We start from the raw sequence: 15,787 nt of genomic DNA, 5'->3' as shown, positions 1-15,787 counted from the left end.
CTTGAGCCGTTCCCCCCTCCCTCCATCGGAAAGGACCGTTGCCATGTCCGAGCGCATCGCCGACGTGGAGATCCCCGACAGCGCCCTGGCCAAGGAGGCCACCGAGCTGATCCGGGACGTCGCCGACCCACTGCTGTACGACCATTCGCGCCGCGTGTATCTCTTCGGCGCACTCCGGGGGCGCCGCCTGGACCTGGACTTCGACCCCGAACTGCTCTACGTCGGCGCGATGTTCCACGACCTGGGGCTGACCGCCGAATATCGCACCTCGCAGCAGCGCTTCGAGCTCGACGGCGCCGACGCCGCCCGCGACTTCCTGCTCCGGCACGGCCTGCCCGCCGACCGCGCGCGCATCGTCTGGACCGCGATCGCGCTGCACACCACACCCGGGATCCCCGCCCGGATGGAGCCCGAGGTGGCCCTGGTGACCGCCGGCGTCGAGCTGGACGTGCTCGGCCTGGGCCTGGCGGACCTCCCCGCCGAGACGCGCGCCGCCGTGGTCGCCGCACATCCCCGCCCGGACTTCGAGCGGCGGATCCTGCGGGCCTTCACCGAGGGCGTCGAACACCGCCCGCAGACCACGTTCGGCAACGTCAAGGCCGACGTACTCGCCCGGTTCGTACCGGGCTTCGAGCGGACCGACTTCGTCGACGTGATCGAGCAGTCGGGGTGGTCCGCGTGAAGCCGCCGCTGCCCCCGTTCACCGAGACCTCGGCCCGCGCCAAGGTGCAGGCCGCCGAGGACGCCTGGAACACCCGCGACCCCGAACGCGTCGCGCTCGCCTACACGCCCGATTCGGTCTGGCGCAATCGCGACCGGTTCGTCACCGGGCGCCCGGCGATCGTGGCCTTCCTGACCGAGAAGTGGGCCCGCGAGCACGACTACGCGCTGCGCAAGGAGCTGTGGGCGTACACCGACGACAGGATCGCGGTCCGTTTCCGGTACGAGTGGCACGACGGCGCGGGACGCTTCGTGCGCAGCTACGGCAACGAGCTGTGGGAGTTCACCGAGGACGGTCTGATGCGTCGGCGCGAGGCGAGCATCAACGACGTGGTGATCACCGAGGCGGACCGCCGCATCCACGGCCCGCGCCCGATCGAGGAGCACGGGCTGACCTTTCCCCTCGCCTGACCACGCCGGGGGCCGCGCGTCTAGTCCGCGCGGCCGCCGCACTCCCCGGCCCACGGGTGGGTCAGTTCCTGGCAGCGTCGCCAGAACCAGGCCCGGTCCGGTCGGCTCTCCCGGGTCGCCGGCCGGTAGTGCGTCGGTCGCGGGGTCCGGTCCTGCCAGAACAGGCCGGTGCTGCCGCCCGGTTCGTCGGCCGCGCACAACCACACCACGGTGTCCGCGCCCTGCTCCGGAGTGCGCAGCAGCGGCGCGGTCAGCCGGCGGAAGGTCGGCATCGACGCGCGCAGGCCGGGGGTGTCCACCCACCCGGGGTGGGTGGCGTGCACGACCGGGCCGCCGGTGCCCAGGTGCTCGGCCCACAGCTCGGCCAGCACCACCTGCATGCGCTTGGTCCGCGCGTACGCCACGGCCGCCTTGTACGGGCCGCGCAGGTACTCGATGTCGTCCACCGGCAACCGTTGGGTGTACATCCCGCCCGAGCTCAACCAGACCACCCGGGCGCAGGACGCGGGGTCGGCGGCCACCAGGCGGCTGAGCAGGTGCGGCCCGAGCACGTGCACGGCCAGCGACAGTTCGTGCCCCTCGGCGGTCTCGGCGCGCGTCGCGGACATCGCGCCGGCGTTGTGCACCAGGGCGTGCAGCGGGCCGTGTTCGGAGCGCAGTTCCTTGGCGAACCGGGCCACGTCCGGCAGGCTGCCCACATCGCAGCGGCGCACGGTCGCCTCGGCGCCCGGGACCCGCTGCACCACCCGTCGGCGGGCCGCCTCGGTGCGCTCCTCGTCGCGGCCGACCAGCACCACGGTCGCGCCGAGCCGGGCCAGGCCGGTCGCCGCCGCCTCGCCGATGCCGGCGGACGCCCCGGTCACCACGACGGTCCGCCCCTTGAGTGCGGCCGGTTCCGGGTCGGCGGGCAGCCCGGCCCGCCGGCGCACCCCGTACCCGATCCGGCTGTATCCGGGCACGATCGCCCGGTCCATCGCCCGCTCCCAGAACCGACTCTCCGTCATCGCACGCTCACCTTCGTCGCAGTCACGGAGAGACAATGCCCGGTACGGGGCTTTCACACTATTTCCGCCCGATCGGCAGCCACCGGACCGACCGCTCCGACACCGGCCGCGACGGCATACGAAAAGGACCGCCTCCCGGACGAATCCGGGAGGCGGTCCTGTCTGTGGAGCTACGGAGAATTGAACTCCGGACCTCTTGCATGCCATGCAAGCGCTCTACCAACTGAGCTACAGCCCCGCTGTTTATCTCGGCCGGCGGGCTCACCCGCTCGACCACGAGTACTTTACACGCTCCCCCGGGCCGCATCCAAACGCCTTTCCCCGGGCCGCTCCCGGGCCGCTCCGGGGTCCGCGGAGGCGCTCCGCGAACCCCGGTGTCGGCTCAGAAACTGCCTGCGGGCCGGACCATCCCGGCCATCGCCCCGCCGTCCACGACCAGCTCGGTGCCGGTCAGGTAGGACGCCGCGTCGGAGGCGACGAAGGCGACCACCTCGGCGACCTCCTCCGGCGCGGCGATCCGGCGCAGCGGCACGGACGGGAACCTGCCCGACCCCTGTTCCAGGCCGACCGCGGCGATCATCGGGGTGTCGATCGTGCCCGGGTGCACCGAGTTGACCCGGATGCCGTGCTCACCGACCTCCAGGGCGACCGTCTTGGACAGGCCGCGGACGGCCCACTTGGTCGCGCCGTAGGCCGCGTGCCCGGGCATGCCCTCCAGTCCGGCCTGCGAGGAGATGTTGACGATCGAGCCGCCACCCCGCTCCTTCATCGCGGGCAGCACCGCCTGCATCCCGTGCCAGACGCCGAAGAAGTTGACCCGGAGGATGCGCTCGACCCGCTCGGGCGTCTCGTCCGCGAAGCCCTTGGTCCAGTAGATCGCGGCGTTGTTGACCAGGATGTCCAGGCCGCCGAACTCGGCGACGGCGACGGCGACCACCTCGGCCCAGTCCGCCGGATCCGACACGTCGTGCCGGACGAAGCGCGCGGCGTCGCCGAGTTCGGCGGCGACCCGTTCACCCTCCTCCACCAACAGGTCGGTCAGCACGACCCGGGCGCCGCTCGCGACGAACAGCCGGGCCTCGGCCGCGCCCTGCCCGCGTGCGGCGCCGGTGATTATCGCGACCTTGCCGGTCAGATCCGCCATGGGATGTCACCTTTCCTCGATCGATGCGAACGCTGCGACGACACGGCTCCCATCCGGGTCAGCCGCCCATCACGTACTTCACCGTCGGCCCGGTGGTCCAGCCGCCGTCCACGGCCAGCTCCGCGCCGGTCACGTAGGACGCCGCGTCGGAGAGCAGGAAGGCGACGGCGGAGCCGATCTCGCTCGGCTCGCCGACCCGGCCCATCGGGGTGTTCGGGTAGTTGCCCTCGCCCGCCCGGATGCCCACGGACGAGGTCATCGGCGTGTAGACCATGCCGGGGTGCACCGAGTTGACCCGGATCCCGGCGGTGCCCAGCTCGACCGCGGCCACCTTGCTCATGCCGCGCACGGCCCATTTGGACGCGCCGTAGGAGCCGGTCATCGCCAGGCCCATCAGGCCGGCGGCGGAGGAGATGTTGACGATCGAGCCGCCGCCGCCCGCCTTGAGGTGCGGGATGACCGCCTGCATGCCCAGCCAGACGCCGGTCAGGTTGACCTTGATCACGAACTCGAAGTGTTCGAGCGTCTCGGTGTCGAACATCGCGCCGGTGGACACACCCGCGTTGTTGACCAGCCCGTCGACCCGGCCGAACTCGGCGATCGTGAAGTCCACGACCGCCTGCCACTGCTCCGGGCTCGTCACGTCGTGCTTGTGGAAGCGCGCGTTCGCGCCCAACGCGGCGGCCGTGTCGGCACCCTCGTCCAACAGGTCGGTGATCACCACCCACCCGCCGCCCGCGACGATCTGCGCGGCCGCGGCGGCACCCAGCCCACGGGCGCCACCGGTGACGATGACGACCTTGTCGGTCAGGTTGGGGCCCTGGAGTTCAGCCATGATGCGTTCCTTCGATCTGTGCCTGCCGACTTCTCGGCTCGCATTTGCATAGTACAACTAAGCAAATCGGCGAACAAAAGAACGGTTGCCGGACGGCCACCGCCCGCCGCTCCCGCTACCCCCGCACCGGCGGCACGATGCCCGCCATCGAGCCGCCGTCGATGACGAACTCGGTCCCGGTGATCCACGAGGACTCGTCCGACGCGAGGAAGACCACCAACTCCCCGACGTCCTCCGGCTCCCCGACCCGACGCAGCGGCACGGTCGGGAAGTTGCCCGCACCGCGCCTGAATCGATTGCCGATCATCGGCGTGTCCACGGCCCCGGGATGCACCGAGTTGACCCGGATCCCGTACTCGCCCAACTCCAGCGCGGCGGTCTTGGTCAGCCCCCGCATCGCCCACTTGGACGACCCGTAGGCCGCGTGCCCCGGAATGCCCTGGAGGCCCGCGAGCGAAGAGATGTTCACGATCGACCCGCCGCCGGCGGCCCGCATCGACGGAGCCACCGCCTGGATCCCGTGGAAGGCGCCGAACAGGTTGACCTTGAGGATGCGATCCAGCCCCTCGGCCGTCTCCTCCAGGATCGGCTTGGTCCACAGGATGCCCGCGTTGTTCACCAGGACGTGCACCCCGCCGAACTCCCGCACGGCCACCTCGACGACCGCCGCCCAGTCCCCGGCATCGGACACGTCGTGCCGCACGAACCGTGCCGCCGCGCCGATCGAGGCGGCGACCCGGGCCCCCTCGTCCGCGAGCAGATCCGTCACCACCACCTTCGCCCCACGCGCGGCCAACAACCGCGCCTCGGCCTCCCCCTGCCCCCGCGCCGCCCCGGTGACAATGGCCACCTTGCCCGTCAGATCCACCACACCGACCACCTCCGCATCGCCGAACCCCGCCCGCACAAGCAGCCCGGCCGGACCCAGTCCTCCGCACCGGGTCCGGCCGCACCGCCCTCGCCCGGGACGACCGCGCCGCACGCGTGTCGTCCCGGACGAAATCTCAGGCCCCGTACTTGGCCCGGAAGTGCGGGATGACCTTCTCGCCCCAGATCCGGATCGTCTCCATGCAGTCCTCCTGCGGGATCGTCCCCATCTGGATCAGGCACATGATCTCGTCCGCACCCGCGTCGATCAGCTTCTGCACGTAGCCGATCGCGTCCTCCGCCGTGCCGTAGGCGTGGTTGATGTTGTACGTCGCGGTGGCGTTCACCGTCACCGGAATCTTCGCCTCGTGCAGCATCGCGACCTGCTGCTCGGCGGCCTCGGTGATGATCGCCACCTCGTCCCGGCCCTCGACCACGGCCTCGTCCGGGATGCCGGACCTGCCGCCGGAGAACCAGTGCGCGATCGACTGCGCGAAGAAGCGCTGGCCGCGCGCGCCCACCTGACGGGCCCGGGCACCGTCCTCGGAGACGATCGTCGGGCACAGCGCGACGAGGTGGTCGTTGGTCACCGAGGAAACGAACCGCTCGCCGGTGCGCTCCTTGATCGCGTCCCGATAGATCTGGTTGAGGTTCGCCACCTCCTCCGGACCGGCGAAGCCCAGCACCAGCGCGCCGACGCCGTACTCCGCCGCCTCGACCAGGCTCGGCTGCTTGCTGCAGGCCAGGAACAGCGGCGGGTGCGGCGTCTGCACCGGGCGCGGCAGGATCGGGTGCGAGCCCTCGATGTCGAGCACGTCGCCGTGCCAGACCAACTCGTCCTGCTGCCACGCGGCGCCGATGATCCGCAGCGCCTCCTCGACCTGGGCCTTGGTCTGCTCGATGTCCACCCCGCACAGCGAGGACTCCTGGAGCGTGCCGCCCCGGGCCGCGCCGACGTCGAGCCGACCGCCGGAGAGCGTGTCGAGCATGCCGATGCGCTCGGCGACCCGCGCCGGGTGGTTGAAGTTGAACGGCATGCAGACCGCGCCGTGCGCGATCCGGATCCGGCTGGTCCGCGCGGCCACCCAGGTCAGGAAGATCTCCGGGGCGCTCATGTGCGAGTACCACTTGGTCGAGTGGTGCTCGACCGCCCAGATCCGGTCGAAGCCCATCTCCTCGGCGTATACGGCCTGATCCACGGAGTTGAGGATGACCTCACGCTCGTGCTCTGCCGTGGGGTTCGCCATCTGGGCTTCGAAGATCATCGAGAACTGCATGCCGTACTCCTGGTGCGCGAGGCGTGGAATACTTCAATTAGATATATGACGACCAGTCAGGTCAATAGCCAACTGACGTAGAATCAGAAAAAGTTGACGCGTACCGATGGAGGCCACGATGACGGGGGACCCGCTCCCGAAGCTGCCCGCAACCGCGTGGGCCGTGCTCGGCCTCTTGTCGTTCCCGGGCGAGCGCTCCGGATACGACCTCAAGAAGTGGGCCGACGCGTCGCTGCGCTTCTTCTACTGGAGCCCGGCGCTGAGTCAGATCTACAGCGAGCTCAAGCGCCTGGAGCAGCTCGGCTTCGCCGTCTCGCGCATCGCCTCCCAGGACGAACTGCGCAACAAACGGCTGTACCGCATCACCGATTCCGGCCAGGAGGCCCTGGCCGCCTGGGCCCGGGAGACCCCCGCCGGACCGCCGGTGCTCAAGCACGGCGTCGCGCTGCGGGTCTGGCTCGGCCACCTCAGCGAGCCGGAGGAACTGCGCAAGACGCTGGTGGAGCACCGCGACTACGCGGCGGGCACGCTGGACGAGGTGCGCGCGAGCGAGGACTCGGCGCAGGACCGCTGGCCGTTCCCGGCCCTGGTGCTCAAGTGGAGCGAGCGCTACTGGCAGGCCGAACGCGATCTCGCCGACGGCATGCTCGCCGACCTGGAGGAGCTGTACCGCAAGCAGGCCGACGAAGGCTGAGCACCCGAGCGGCGGCACGAAAAACGGTCCCGAAGCCGAGGAAGGCGCCCCATCGGGGCGCCCTCGACTCCGGGACCGTCGGCTTCACCGGCCGGTTCGCGGCCCGTTCAGTCGTCGTCGCCGATGACCGGCTCGGGCAGCGTGCCGGCGTTGTGCTCCAGCAGTCGCCACCCGCGCGCCCCCGGGCCCAGCACCGACCAGCAACAGTTGGACAGCGCGCCCAGCGCGCCCCAGGTCTCCCGGGGCAGGCCCAGCATCGCGCCCAGTCCGCAGCGGATCGCGCCGCCGTGCGAGACGACCACGAGCATGCCGTCCGGCGGCAACTTCTCCACCGAGAGCTCGATCGCCGCGGCCATCCGGTCGGCGACCTCGCTCTCCAGCTCGCCGCCGCCGCGCCGCACCGGCTCGCCGCGCCGCCAGGCGGCGAACTGCTCGGGGAAGGTCTCCTCGATCTCCCGGTTGGTCAGCCCCTGCCACTCGCCCGCGTACGTCTCGCGCAGCGCGGAATCCACGGTGACCGGGACGTCCACCAGCCGGGCCAGTTCGGCGGCCGTGTCCACCGCGCGGGTCAGATCGGACGCCACGATCGCGTCCGGGCGCAGCGCCGCGAGCAGCCGGGCCGAGCGCCGGGCCTGGGCCAGGCCCGCCTCGGTCAGCGGGATGTCGGTCTGGCCCTGGAAGCGCCGCTCGACGTTCCACGTGGTCTGGCCGTGCCGCCACAGCAGGACACGGCGCCCCTTCCCGCTCAGAGCGCGCCCTCCGCCGCCTCCGCGGCCTTGGCCTGCTCGTTGCCCAGTCGCACCGAGTCCGGCAGCTCGATCCGCGGGCAGTCCTTCCACAACTTCTCGAGCGAGTAGTAGGCCCGCTCCTCGGCGTGCTGGACGTGCACCACGATGTCGATGTAGTCGAGGAGGATCCAGCGCCCTTCGCGCTCGCCCTCGCGCCGGACCGGCTTGGCGCCGAGGCCGCGCAACGCTTCCTCGACCTCGTCCATGATCGCCTTGACCTGGCGGTCGTTGGACGCGGAGGCGAGCACGAACACGTCGGTGATCGTGACGACCTCGCTCACGTCGTAGGCGACGACGTCGGTGGCGAGCTTCTCTGCACATGCCACGGCAGCCGCGGTGGCGAGCTCCAGGGCGTGGGGGGTTGCGGTCACGATTCGCTTCCTGCGGACGACAAGGGGATTACCGTTCAGGGTCTCACACACGGGGCATCCGACGGCCACTCGTTATTCGCGCGTTCACCGACCGCACGCGCACGGGCACCGGCCGGCCGCCGGACCCACCCGCCGGCGAGGTGCCGCGACCGGGTGCGGCCGGCCCCGAACCGATGGTCGGGACGGGCCGCACCCTCGGCTACGGCTTGTCCGGGTTGTAGTCCTGCCCGAGCGTGACCACCACGTCGGCGAGCATCTCGCCGGTGGCCTTCTTCACCGCGCTCGCCGGCAGCCGCAACGTCAGCGCCACCTGTTCCGCGTCGCCCTTGCGGGCGTCGTCGGCGTACTGCACGGTCGACGTCGGCTGGGTGCGCTTGCCCCCGGCGCCGCCCGGGACGTACGTGACGCCCGCGTTGAGCAGCCGCGCGTGTGCGTCCTCCTGGGCACCGGTCCGGCCGCTCGCGTCCTCCACCATCACCCGGGTCGGCCCGGTGCCGACCTTGCCCTGACGTACCGTGCCGCCAAGCAGCTCGCGCACGATCGGCACCGCCGCCGGGCCGTCCAGCACGCCGTCCGGGGAGACCGGGAGCGCGCGGACCTGCAATTGCTTCGCCTGGGTGGCCTTGGCCAGATTCGCCAGCAGCACGCTGAGCTTGTCGTCCGGCAGCGAGGGGTCGGGCAGGTTGGCCATGTTGGCGAGCAGCGTCAGGATCGCGTCCGACTGGGTCGGGAACGCGGCCAGCAGGCCCTGGAGGACCCGGCCGAAGCGATCGCCGGTCACCGAGGGCGCCTCGTTGGGCTGCTTGTAGGTGGCGAAGGCCAGCGCCGCGGCGCCGTTGGCCGGGTTGCGGCCCTGGCCGACCAGCACCTTGCCGTCCGGGCCCTTGACCTCGACGTCGGCGTTCAACTGGATGCCGCCGGTCAGGTCGACCAGCCCCTGCAGGACCGGTTCGGAGATCACCCACGAGCCGTCCAGCTTGACGCCGAGCAGGTCGGAGAGCGCGTCCCGGGACGCGCCGGGGCCCTCGTCGGCCATCAGCCGGCCGAGCGGGAAGGAGTTGTTGGCCGAGTTGACCACGGTGACCGAGGACACGCTGACCATCGACGCGGTGTTCTTGGCCGGGTCGACGGTGAGCAGCGCGTTGGCCGACGACTGGCCGTCCTTGGCGCGCAGTTGCACCAGTACGCCGCCGTTCTTGCCCGGCGCGGCAACCGTCTTCTCCTCGCGCATCCAGGTGTCCCAGGCGAAGTAGCCGCCGACGCCGAGCAGGGCCACCGCGAGCACCACCGCCAGCGCGATCAGCCGCTGCCGGATCGCCCGGCGCTTCTCGTCCCGGCGCTCGGAGCGGGTCTCGGCGAAGGACAGCCAGTCGATCACGTCCTCGGCCTGCTCGCTCTCGTCGTCGACGAACGCGAACTCGTCCGAACCGTAGCCGGGTCGGCCCGGTCGACCGGTTCCCGACCGGCGGGCCCGCGGCCCCGGCACCCGGCCGTCCTCGGCCGGGGATCCGGACTTGCCCGCGCCCGCACCGGACTTGCCGCCCGCACGGGATCGGGATCCGGCCTCGGCCGACCCCGAGGAGGGCGACGCCGAAGCCGGCTCGGTCCGCGAGGATCGGGTCGGTCCGGCCGGCCGGACCGGGATCGAGCCCGCCGCGATGCCGGTCGAGGCCGGATCCGGACCGACCGGAAGCGGCCCGCCGGGCGTCGGCCGACTCGCCGGAACCGCCGGCGGCGCGGGCGGCTGCTCGTAGTATCCGGCGGGCTGTTGCGGTTCGTGGTAGCCCTGCTCCCGGTCCGGGTAGCCGGTCGCCCCGCCCTGTTGCGGATCCGGGTAACCGGCTCCGCCCTGCGGGTAGCCGCCCGGCGCCTGCTGCGGGTACTCCGGGGCGGCGTACCCCGTCGTGTCGTAACCGCCCTGCCCGGCACCGCCGTACGCGTTCGGGTCGTACGTCCCCGCGCCCTGGCCCGCGTCGTACCCGTTCCGGTCGTAGCCGCCCGACGAATAGCCCCCGGAGGGATAGGCGTTCGGGTCGTACGCGGTGGCGTCGTAGCCGCCCTGGCCGTAGGCGTTCGGGTCGTACGGATACTGCTGTTGCGGGGTGAAACTCACCGGGTCGAGCCCACCCGGACCCGGCTGCGCCGGCTGCCCGTCGTACCCCGGATAGCCGCCGTCGGGACCGTACGAGCCGTATCCCGGCTGCTGCCCCGCCGTGCCGTCGCCTCGCTCGGTGCCGTAAGGCTCCTGCGCCTGTCCGCCGTCCCCTCGCTCGGTGCCGTAAGGCTCCCACTCGCGCCGGTCGTCGTTGCTCACGAAGCTCCCCGGTACAGCCCCCGCTTGCTGATGTATTGGACGACCCCGTCCGGCACCAGGTACCAGACCGGATCACCCCCGGCCACCCTTGCACGGATGTCGGTCGACGAGATGGCCAGTGCGGGGACCTCCACCAGGCTCACGCCGCCGTCCGGGAAACCCGGGTCGGACAGAGTGTGCCCCGGACGGGTGCAACCCACGAAATGCGCGAGCTCGAACATCTCGTGCGCGTTGTGCCAGGAGAAGATCTGGGACAGCGCGTCGGCGCCGGTGATGAAGAATATCTCGGTCCCCTCGGGCGAGGACTCGCGCAGGTCGCGCAGGGTGTCGAGGGTGTACGTCTCGCCCTCGCGGTCGATGTCCACCCGGCTCACCGAGAAGGTCGGGTTGGACGCGGTGGCGATCACCGTCATCAGGTAGCGGTCCTCGGGCGAGGACACGTCCTGTGCGGACTTCTGCCACGGCCGCCCGGTCGGTACGAACACCACCTCGTCGAGCCCGAACTGGCCCGCCACCTCGCTCGCGGCGACGAGGTGTCCGTGGTGGATGGGATCGAAGGTGCCGCCCATGACACCGACACGTCTGTTCCGCTCGCTCATGGCGCGAGAATCTATCGGTCCGCGCTCCCGGACCGCGCGGTCCCTACTCCTTGACCGCGCCCGAGGTGATGCCCGCGACGATCCGCTTCTGGAAAACCAGCACCAGGACGACCACCGGAATGCTCACCACGACCGACGCCGCGGCGATCGCGGCGGTGGGCTGCTGGAACTGCGAGGCACCGGTGAAGAAGGCCAGCGCGGCGGGCACCGTGCGCGAATTGTTGGTCGAGGTCAGCGACACCGAGAAGACGAAGTCGTTCCACGCGAAGAAGAACACCAGGATCGCGGTGGTCACCACCGCGGGCACCGCCATCGGCGCGATCACGTAGCGAAACGCCTGCCACGCGGACGCGCCGTCGATCCGCGCGGCGTCCTCCAGGGCCCACGGGATCTGCTTGAAGAACGAGGTCAGCGTCCAGATCGACAACGGCATGGTGAAGGACAGATACGGCAGGATCAGCCCGATCCAGGTGTCGAACAGGCCGATGCTGCGCCACATGTCGAACAGCGGACCGACCACCGCGATGGTCGGGAACATCGCGATCGCCAGCGCGCCGAGCAGGATCAGTCGCTTGCCCGGGAACTCCATCCGCACGATCGCGTACGCGGTGCCGGTCGCACAGGCGACCGCGATCACCGTGGCGATCAGCGAGATGCCGATCGAGTTGCGCAGCGCGTCGGTGAACAGGTCGTTCCGAAACACGGTCCGATAGTTGTCCCAGCTCCAGGTCTTCGGCAGGAACTGCGCGTTGTTGATGTCGTCGCCGCCCTTGAACGACAGCGACACCATCCAGGCCAGCGGAAGCACGGTGATCGCGATCACCAACACGCAGACCAGGGCGCGGACGCCCTCCCGGACCGGGCTGGGCCGACTCACGAAGGGCTCCCGAGCTTGCTCACGTCGGTACGGAAGAGCTTGATGAACAGGAACGCGATCAGCAGCACGCACGCGAACAACAACACCGAGATCGCCGAGCCCAGCCCCAGCGCGGTGCGGCTGACGAGTTGTCGGTAGGCCAAAAAGGACACCGTCTCGGTGTTGTTGGCTCCGCCGGTCATCACGAACACCGAGTCGAAGATCCGGAACGCGTCCATCGTGCGAAACAGCAGCGCGACCAGGATGGCCTGCTTCATGATCGGCATGGTGACCCTGGTCAGCCGCTGCCACGGCCCCGCGCCGTCCACCCGGGCCGCCTCCTGCACGTCCGGGGAGACCTGGATGAGGCCGGCGAGCAGCAGCAGGGACATGAACGGCGTGGTCTTCCAGATCTCCGAGAGGGCGATCACGAACAGCGCCGACCAGCGGTGGTCGAACCACGCGATGTCGGTGCCGAACCAGTCGTTGACGAACCCGGTGGAGGGGTCGAACGCGTAGCGCCACGCGTAGGCGGAGACGACCGTGACGATGCCGTACGGGATCAGCACGATCGTGCGCAGGGTGCGCCGCAGGTACAGCGCCCGCTGCATCAACCAGGCGAGCCCGAAGCCGATCACGAACTCCACCGAGACGGTGGCCACGGTCAGCGCCAGCGTGGTCCACACGTCGGTCCACCACAGCGGGTCCTTGAGCACCACCCAGTAGTTGGACAGGCCCGCGAACGAGTTCGCGTCCGGGGTGGTCAGCCGCTTGTGGAAGAGCGAGAGCCAAACCGCGTCGGCCAGCGGCGCGATCGCGACCAGGAGCATGATCGTCACGGCGGGCGCGGACAGCAGCAGGCCGGTGCGCCGCATGCGCTGGGCGTGATCGAACTGCTTGCGGGGCTTGTGCCCGCGGGGCTTTCGGTGCCCGGGCGCGGCGTCGGTGGTGGATACCGTGCTCACAGCAGCACCTTGTCGTGCAGGACCCCGGTGATCAGGTCGTCGGTGTCCCGTGGGGCGGTGTCCGGGTTCACGTCCGCAGGCGGGTGGTAGATGCGCTGCACGGACGCGGAGACGTCGTTGTAGTACGGGGTGCGCGGGCGCGGGCCGGCCTGGTCGAGCGACTCCTTGATCAGGTCGGCCATCGGCAACGCCGCGCGTACGCGCGGATCGTCGTAGGCGGCGGCCTTGGCGGTGGTCTCCTTGGACTCCAGCATGTAGGTGATCTGGTTCTCCAGCGTGCCCGCGCAGCGCACCGCGCTCACCGCCGCCGCGCTGTGTCCGCCGTACTTGCTGACGCCCAGCGCGATGCCACCGAACGGCGGCCTGGACGCCTTGCCGGGGTCGGTCCGCGGGTAGCGCGCCCAGCCGTAGTCGTCGAGCACCTCGCGCCCGAGTTGGCCGGCCGCCACCGCCTCGGCCGCGGCGCCGTGGGCGTACGTCCAGTTGATCATGAAGCCGCCCGTGTCGGACTGGAACGTGGTCCGGGTGTCGTCCTCGATCGAGGTGGCCAGATTGGTCGGCGCGGCGGAGGAGCGGCCGAGTCGGCGCATGATCTCGGCGGCCCGCTTGCCCGAACCGCCCTCCTGGAGCGTCGGTTCGAGGTCGACGCCCTTTTCCACGTCCCGCACGATCGCGCCGCCGGCGCCGGCGACCAGGCCGTTGACCCAGACGGTGATGCCCTCGTAGCGCTTGGCGGGCACCGCCACCGTTTTGCGCGTCTTCTCGGCGGCGGCGATCACCTCGTCCCAGCCGACCGGCCGGCTCGGGTCGAGCCCGGCGGCGGCGGCCACCGACTTGCGGTACCACAGGAGTTGGGTGTTCGCCCGGAACGGCGCGGCGACCAGTCGATTGCGCCAGCCCGAGGACTCGACCGCGCTGCGCAGCATGCCCTCGGTGAGCGCCGCGGCCTCGGCCGGCTCGAACGGGCGCAGGAAGCCCGCTTCGGCGAACTCCGGTACGTAGACCGGGTCGAGCGCCATCACGTCGATCGAGGAGTCCTTGGCGGCCAGCCGCCGCACCAACTGCTCCCGCTGCCCGGACGCGTCGGTGGGCAACACCGAGACCTTGACCCGATAGGCGCCGCCGGACGCCCGGCTGCACCGGTCGGCGAGCTTTTGGTAGGCCCCGTTGTCCGGCGGCGCGTACCAGTTGAGCACCGGTGGGCCCGAACCACCGCCCCCGCATCCGACCGTGGAGGCCACCAATGCGAGCGCGACGGCCCGGAGTCCGCAACGCCGCAGGATGTGGTTCACCGGGTCAGCAGACCAAGCAAACCGCTCTCGTCGCTCTATTTACCCCCGAATGGTGGCGTGTCGACGCGGGGTTCAGCCGCCGTCCGCGGTCAGCGACCAGTCGCCGTCGGCTTCGAGTTCGATCAGGCACGGGCCCTTGGGCAGGATCGACTCGCCCTCGTAGTCGCCGATCGTGTTGGCCAGGGTGCCCAGGTAGGCATCCTCCGTGCCGTGCTCGGCGAAGGTGCCGACGATGAAGTTGCTGTCGCCCCGGTGGGTCATCGCGAGCACCGTGCGCGGGCCGGTCCAGCGCACCGTCTCCGGGCCGCTGCCGGCCAGCCGGTCGGTCAACACCCGGGCCGCGTCGGGAGCGAGCAGCCGCACGGTCCACTCGCCGTCGGCCTCGATCTTCAGGCGCGAGGTGTGGCCGCCGCGCTCGTCCACCAGGGCGCGGCCTCGGTACGCGCCGATCGCGTTGGCGAGCAGCTTGTCCGTCTCCAGTTCCGCGTTCAGCGTCCACACCACGAAGTTCTCGGTGCCGCGTCCTTCCAACTCGACCAGGAAGGGGCCGGATCCGACCGGGCGGTCGATCGAGAGGACCTTGTCGCCGCGACCTTCGTACACCGGGGCGGGTGGTTCCTCGACGGCGGCGGGAGCGTGGGCGGGCGACGGCTCGGACTCCGGCTCCGGCGCGGACTCGGCCTCCGGCTGCGGCGCGGACTCGGGCTCGGGCTCCGGCGCGGACTCGGGCTCCGGCTCCGGCACGGACTCCGGCTTCGCCTCCGGCGCGGCCGAGTCGACCGGGTCCGGCGTCGCTCGCGTCGGCTCCGCGTCGGCCGGCATCGCCGCGACGATCAGCGTCTGTTCGGGGTCCCCGCCCAGATCGCGCACCAATTCGTCCACGCCCGCCTCGTAGCCCTGTCCCACCGCGCCGAACCGCCAGCCGTCCCGCCGATAGACCTCGGCCAGGATCAGCGCGCGTTCGCGAGTCAGTTCCGCCACCGGCAGTACGAAGCGGCCGATCTCGCCGTCGGCGCCCAGCAGGCGGATCAGCGACCCGGCGCCGAACCCGGGCGCCTGCGCGCCGACCGCGAACACCAGGCGATCCACCAGGTCGTCCACCGCGGCCAGGTCCACGTGGAACTCGGCGGTGCCGGTGCCGCCGGCCACCAGTGCGACCGCGCTGGTCAGCGACGCCGGCCGGGCCGTACAGACCACGTCCAAGTCCGCCGCGCCCAGGCTGAAGCAGTACGCGGCCAGGCCCTCGCCCGACACCTCGAACTCCACCCTGATGGCCGAGTCGTCCAGCCTCGTCTTCTCGCCCATGGCGAATGTGCGCATCGCGTCCTCCCCCGGCCACCCCTGGTCTGGCGTCACCTTAACGCGCACGACGAAGTGCCGGGACGGCAAAGTGCCGGCCCGGCGATCACGGAAGGAAATCCGACCACCGGACGCCCACGCCCGGCTTCGGCAACGGATGCTCAGCGGTCCTTGTTGAACCGCGTCACCACGAACAGCAGGAGCAGGAGCACGGCCAGCGCACCGATGCCGGCGCCCAACGGGTTCAGGTTTTCGTGCTTGCCGCTCTCGTTGGCCAGCGTGGTGAGGACGGTCGTCGCGTGCTGGGTCATCCGTGGTCAGCCCTTGCGTAGTTTTTGCCGACGTGTGCGC

General features: G+C 71.0%; 17 protein-coding genes and 1 tRNA gene. 3 read left to right on the top strand and 15 right to left on the bottom strand.

Features of this window, described 5'->3' with window-relative positions; all coding sequences use genetic code 11:
• The first annotated feature begins 43 nt into the window (after positions 1 to 43).
• Positions 44 to 682, top strand: coding sequence for an HD domain-containing protein (locus ABZ374_RS00610; protein ID WP_360304558.1), 639 nt, complete (start codon positions 44 to 46; stop codon positions 680 to 682).
• A complete protein-coding gene (locus tag ABZ374_RS00605) occupies positions 670 to 1,131 on the top strand; it encodes a nuclear transport factor 2 family protein (RefSeq protein ID WP_360304556.1) in 462 nt (153 codons plus the stop codon). The genes ABZ374_RS00610 and ABZ374_RS00605 overlap by 13 nt, the downstream gene beginning before the upstream one ends.
• A gap of 20 nt (positions 1,132 to 1,151) precedes the next feature.
• Here the strand turns inward: ABZ374_RS00605 and ABZ374_RS00600 are convergent, their stop codons facing one another.
• The 6 genes from ABZ374_RS00600 to ABZ374_RS00575 form a co-directional block, all read right to left on the bottom strand.
• Entirely contained in the window at positions 1,152 to 2,135 is a 984-nt protein-coding gene (locus ABZ374_RS00600; RefSeq protein ID WP_360304554.1) for an SDR family NAD(P)-dependent oxidoreductase, read from the bottom strand.
• A 165-nt stretch (positions 2,136 to 2,300) separates the two neighbouring features.
• Positions 2,301 to 2,373 (bottom strand) — tRNA-Ala (locus ABZ374_RS00595).
• Positions 2,374 to 2,517: 144 nt separating this feature from the next.
• Positions 2,518 to 3,279 carry a glucose 1-dehydrogenase gene (locus tag ABZ374_RS00590; RefSeq protein ID WP_360304552.1) on the bottom strand — a complete coding sequence of 254 codons (762 nt, stop codon included), beginning with the start codon at positions 3,277 to 3,279 and terminating at the stop codon, positions 2,518 to 2,520.
• A 58-nt stretch (positions 3,280 to 3,337) separates the two neighbouring features.
• Positions 3,338 to 4,114 carry a glucose 1-dehydrogenase gene (locus tag ABZ374_RS00585; protein WP_360304550.1) on the bottom strand — a complete coding sequence of 259 codons (777 nt, stop codon included), beginning with the start codon at positions 4,112 to 4,114 and terminating at the stop codon, positions 3,338 to 3,340.
• Positions 4,115 to 4,229: 115 nt separating this feature from the next.
• Positions 4,230 to 4,985, bottom strand: a complete 756-nt coding sequence (locus ABZ374_RS00580; protein WP_360304548.1) for a glucose 1-dehydrogenase — start codon at positions 4,983 to 4,985, stop codon at positions 4,230 to 4,232.
• A gap of 133 nt (positions 4,986 to 5,118) precedes the next feature.
• The gene (locus tag ABZ374_RS00575; RefSeq protein ID WP_360304546.1) at positions 5,119 to 6,258 is read right to left on the bottom strand and encodes an LLM class flavin-dependent oxidoreductase; all 1,140 of its coding nucleotides are present in this window, start codon (positions 6,256 to 6,258) and stop codon (positions 5,119 to 5,121) included.
• Positions 6,259 to 6,376: 118 nt separating this feature from the next.
• Between ABZ374_RS00575 and ABZ374_RS00570 the strand changes: the two genes are divergently transcribed.
• Positions 6,377 to 6,952 (top strand): PadR family transcriptional regulator, encoded by a 576-nt coding sequence (locus ABZ374_RS00570; RefSeq protein ID WP_360304544.1) that lies wholly within the window; start codon positions 6,377 to 6,379, stop codon positions 6,950 to 6,952.
• A 107-nt stretch (positions 6,953 to 7,059) separates the two neighbouring features.
• Here the strand turns inward: ABZ374_RS00570 and ABZ374_RS00565 are convergent, their stop codons facing one another.
• The 9 genes from ABZ374_RS00565 to ABZ374_RS00525 form a co-directional block, all read right to left on the bottom strand.
• Complete coding sequence (locus tag ABZ374_RS00565; protein WP_360305441.1) at positions 7,060 to 7,701, bottom strand: histidine phosphatase family protein; 642 nt, start codon at positions 7,699 to 7,701, stop codon at positions 7,060 to 7,062.
• Positions 7,698 to 8,111 carry a ribosome silencing factor gene (gene rsfS, locus ABZ374_RS00560; RefSeq protein ID WP_360304542.1) on the bottom strand — a complete coding sequence of 138 codons (414 nt, stop codon included), beginning with the start codon at positions 8,109 to 8,111 and terminating at the stop codon, positions 7,698 to 7,700. The genes ABZ374_RS00565 and rsfS overlap by 4 nt, the downstream gene beginning before the upstream one ends.
• Before the next feature lie 199 nt (positions 8,112 to 8,310).
• Complete coding sequence (locus ABZ374_RS00555) at positions 8,311 to 10,425, bottom strand: LytR C-terminal domain-containing protein (protein WP_360304540.1); 2,115 nt, start codon at positions 10,423 to 10,425, stop codon at positions 8,311 to 8,313.
• Positions 10,422 to 11,024, bottom strand: coding sequence for a nicotinate-nucleotide adenylyltransferase (nadD, locus tag ABZ374_RS00550; protein WP_355544154.1), 603 nt, complete (start codon positions 11,022 to 11,024; stop codon positions 10,422 to 10,424). Before nadD ends, ABZ374_RS00555 begins: the two co-directional genes overlap by 4 nt.
• A 43-nt stretch (positions 11,025 to 11,067) precedes the next feature.
• Positions 11,068 to 11,901 carry a carbohydrate ABC transporter permease gene (locus tag ABZ374_RS00545; RefSeq protein ID WP_360304538.1) on the bottom strand — a complete coding sequence of 278 codons (834 nt, stop codon included), beginning with the start codon at positions 11,899 to 11,901 and terminating at the stop codon, positions 11,068 to 11,070.
• Positions 11,898 to 12,845: a sugar ABC transporter permease gene (locus ABZ374_RS00540; protein WP_360304536.1), complete on the bottom strand. Its 948-nt coding sequence runs from the start codon at positions 12,843 to 12,845 to the stop codon at positions 11,898 to 11,900. The genes ABZ374_RS00545 and ABZ374_RS00540 overlap by 4 nt, the downstream gene beginning before the upstream one ends.
• Positions 12,842 to 14,137, bottom strand: coding sequence for an extracellular solute-binding protein (locus ABZ374_RS00535; RefSeq protein WP_360304534.1), 1,296 nt, complete (start codon positions 14,135 to 14,137; stop codon positions 12,842 to 12,844). The genes ABZ374_RS00540 and ABZ374_RS00535 overlap by 4 nt, the downstream gene beginning before the upstream one ends.
• Before the next feature lie 72 nt (positions 14,138 to 14,209).
• On the bottom strand, positions 14,210 to 15,457 hold the full coding sequence (locus ABZ374_RS00530; protein ID WP_360304532.1) for a TerD family protein: 1,248 nt from the start codon (positions 15,455 to 15,457) through the stop codon (positions 14,210 to 14,212).
• A gap of 140 nt (positions 15,458 to 15,597) precedes the next feature.
• Positions 15,598 to 15,747: a hypothetical protein gene (locus ABZ374_RS00525; RefSeq protein WP_360304530.1), complete on the bottom strand. Its 150-nt coding sequence runs from the start codon at positions 15,745 to 15,747 to the stop codon at positions 15,598 to 15,600.
• Positions 15,748 to 15,787: the final 40 nt, after the last annotated feature.

Origin of the sequence: Embleya sp. NPDC005971 (assembly GCF_040629175.1) — a bacterium.
Taxonomy (GTDB): domain Bacteria; phylum Actinomycetota; class Actinomycetes; order Streptomycetales; family Streptomycetaceae; genus Embleya.
The sequence above is the reverse complement of the archived record's forward strand: the minus strand, read 5'-3'. Positions and strand labels throughout refer to the sequence as shown.

Excerpts from the sequence above, each read along its gene's own strand:
- ABZ374_RS00610 (WP_360304558.1), top strand. The coding sequence starts at position 44 with ATGTCCGAGCGCATCGCCGACGTGGAGATCCCCGACAGCGCCCTGGCC.
- ABZ374_RS00600 (WP_360304554.1), bottom strand. The coding sequence starts at position 2,135 with ATGACGGAGAGTCGGTTCTGGGAGCGGGCGATGGACCGGGCGATCGTG.
- ABZ374_RS00590 (WP_360304552.1), bottom strand. The coding sequence starts at position 3,279 with ATGGCGGATCTGACCGGCAAGGTCGCGATAATCACCGGCGCCGCACGC.
- ABZ374_RS00585 (WP_360304550.1), bottom strand. The coding sequence starts at position 4,114 with ATGGCTGAACTCCAGGGCCCCAACCTGACCGACAAGGTCGTCATCGTC.
- ABZ374_RS00575 (WP_360304546.1), bottom strand. The coding sequence starts at position 6,258 with ATGCAGTTCTCGATGATCTTCGAAGCCCAGATGGCGAACCCCACGGCA.
- ABZ374_RS00570 (WP_360304544.1), top strand. The coding sequence starts at position 6,377 with ATGACGGGGGACCCGCTCCCGAAGCTGCCCGCAACCGCGTGGGCCGTG.
- nadD (WP_355544154.1), bottom strand. The coding sequence starts at position 11,024 with ATGAGCGAGCGGAACAGACGTGTCGGTGTCATGGGCGGCACCTTCGAT.
- ABZ374_RS00530 (WP_360304532.1), bottom strand. The coding sequence starts at position 15,457 with ATGCGCACATTCGCCATGGGCGAGAAGACGAGGCTGGACGACTCGGCC.
- ABZ374_RS00525 (WP_360304530.1), bottom strand. The coding sequence starts at position 15,747 with ATGACCCAGCACGCGACGACCGTCCTCACCACGCTGGCCAACGAGAGC.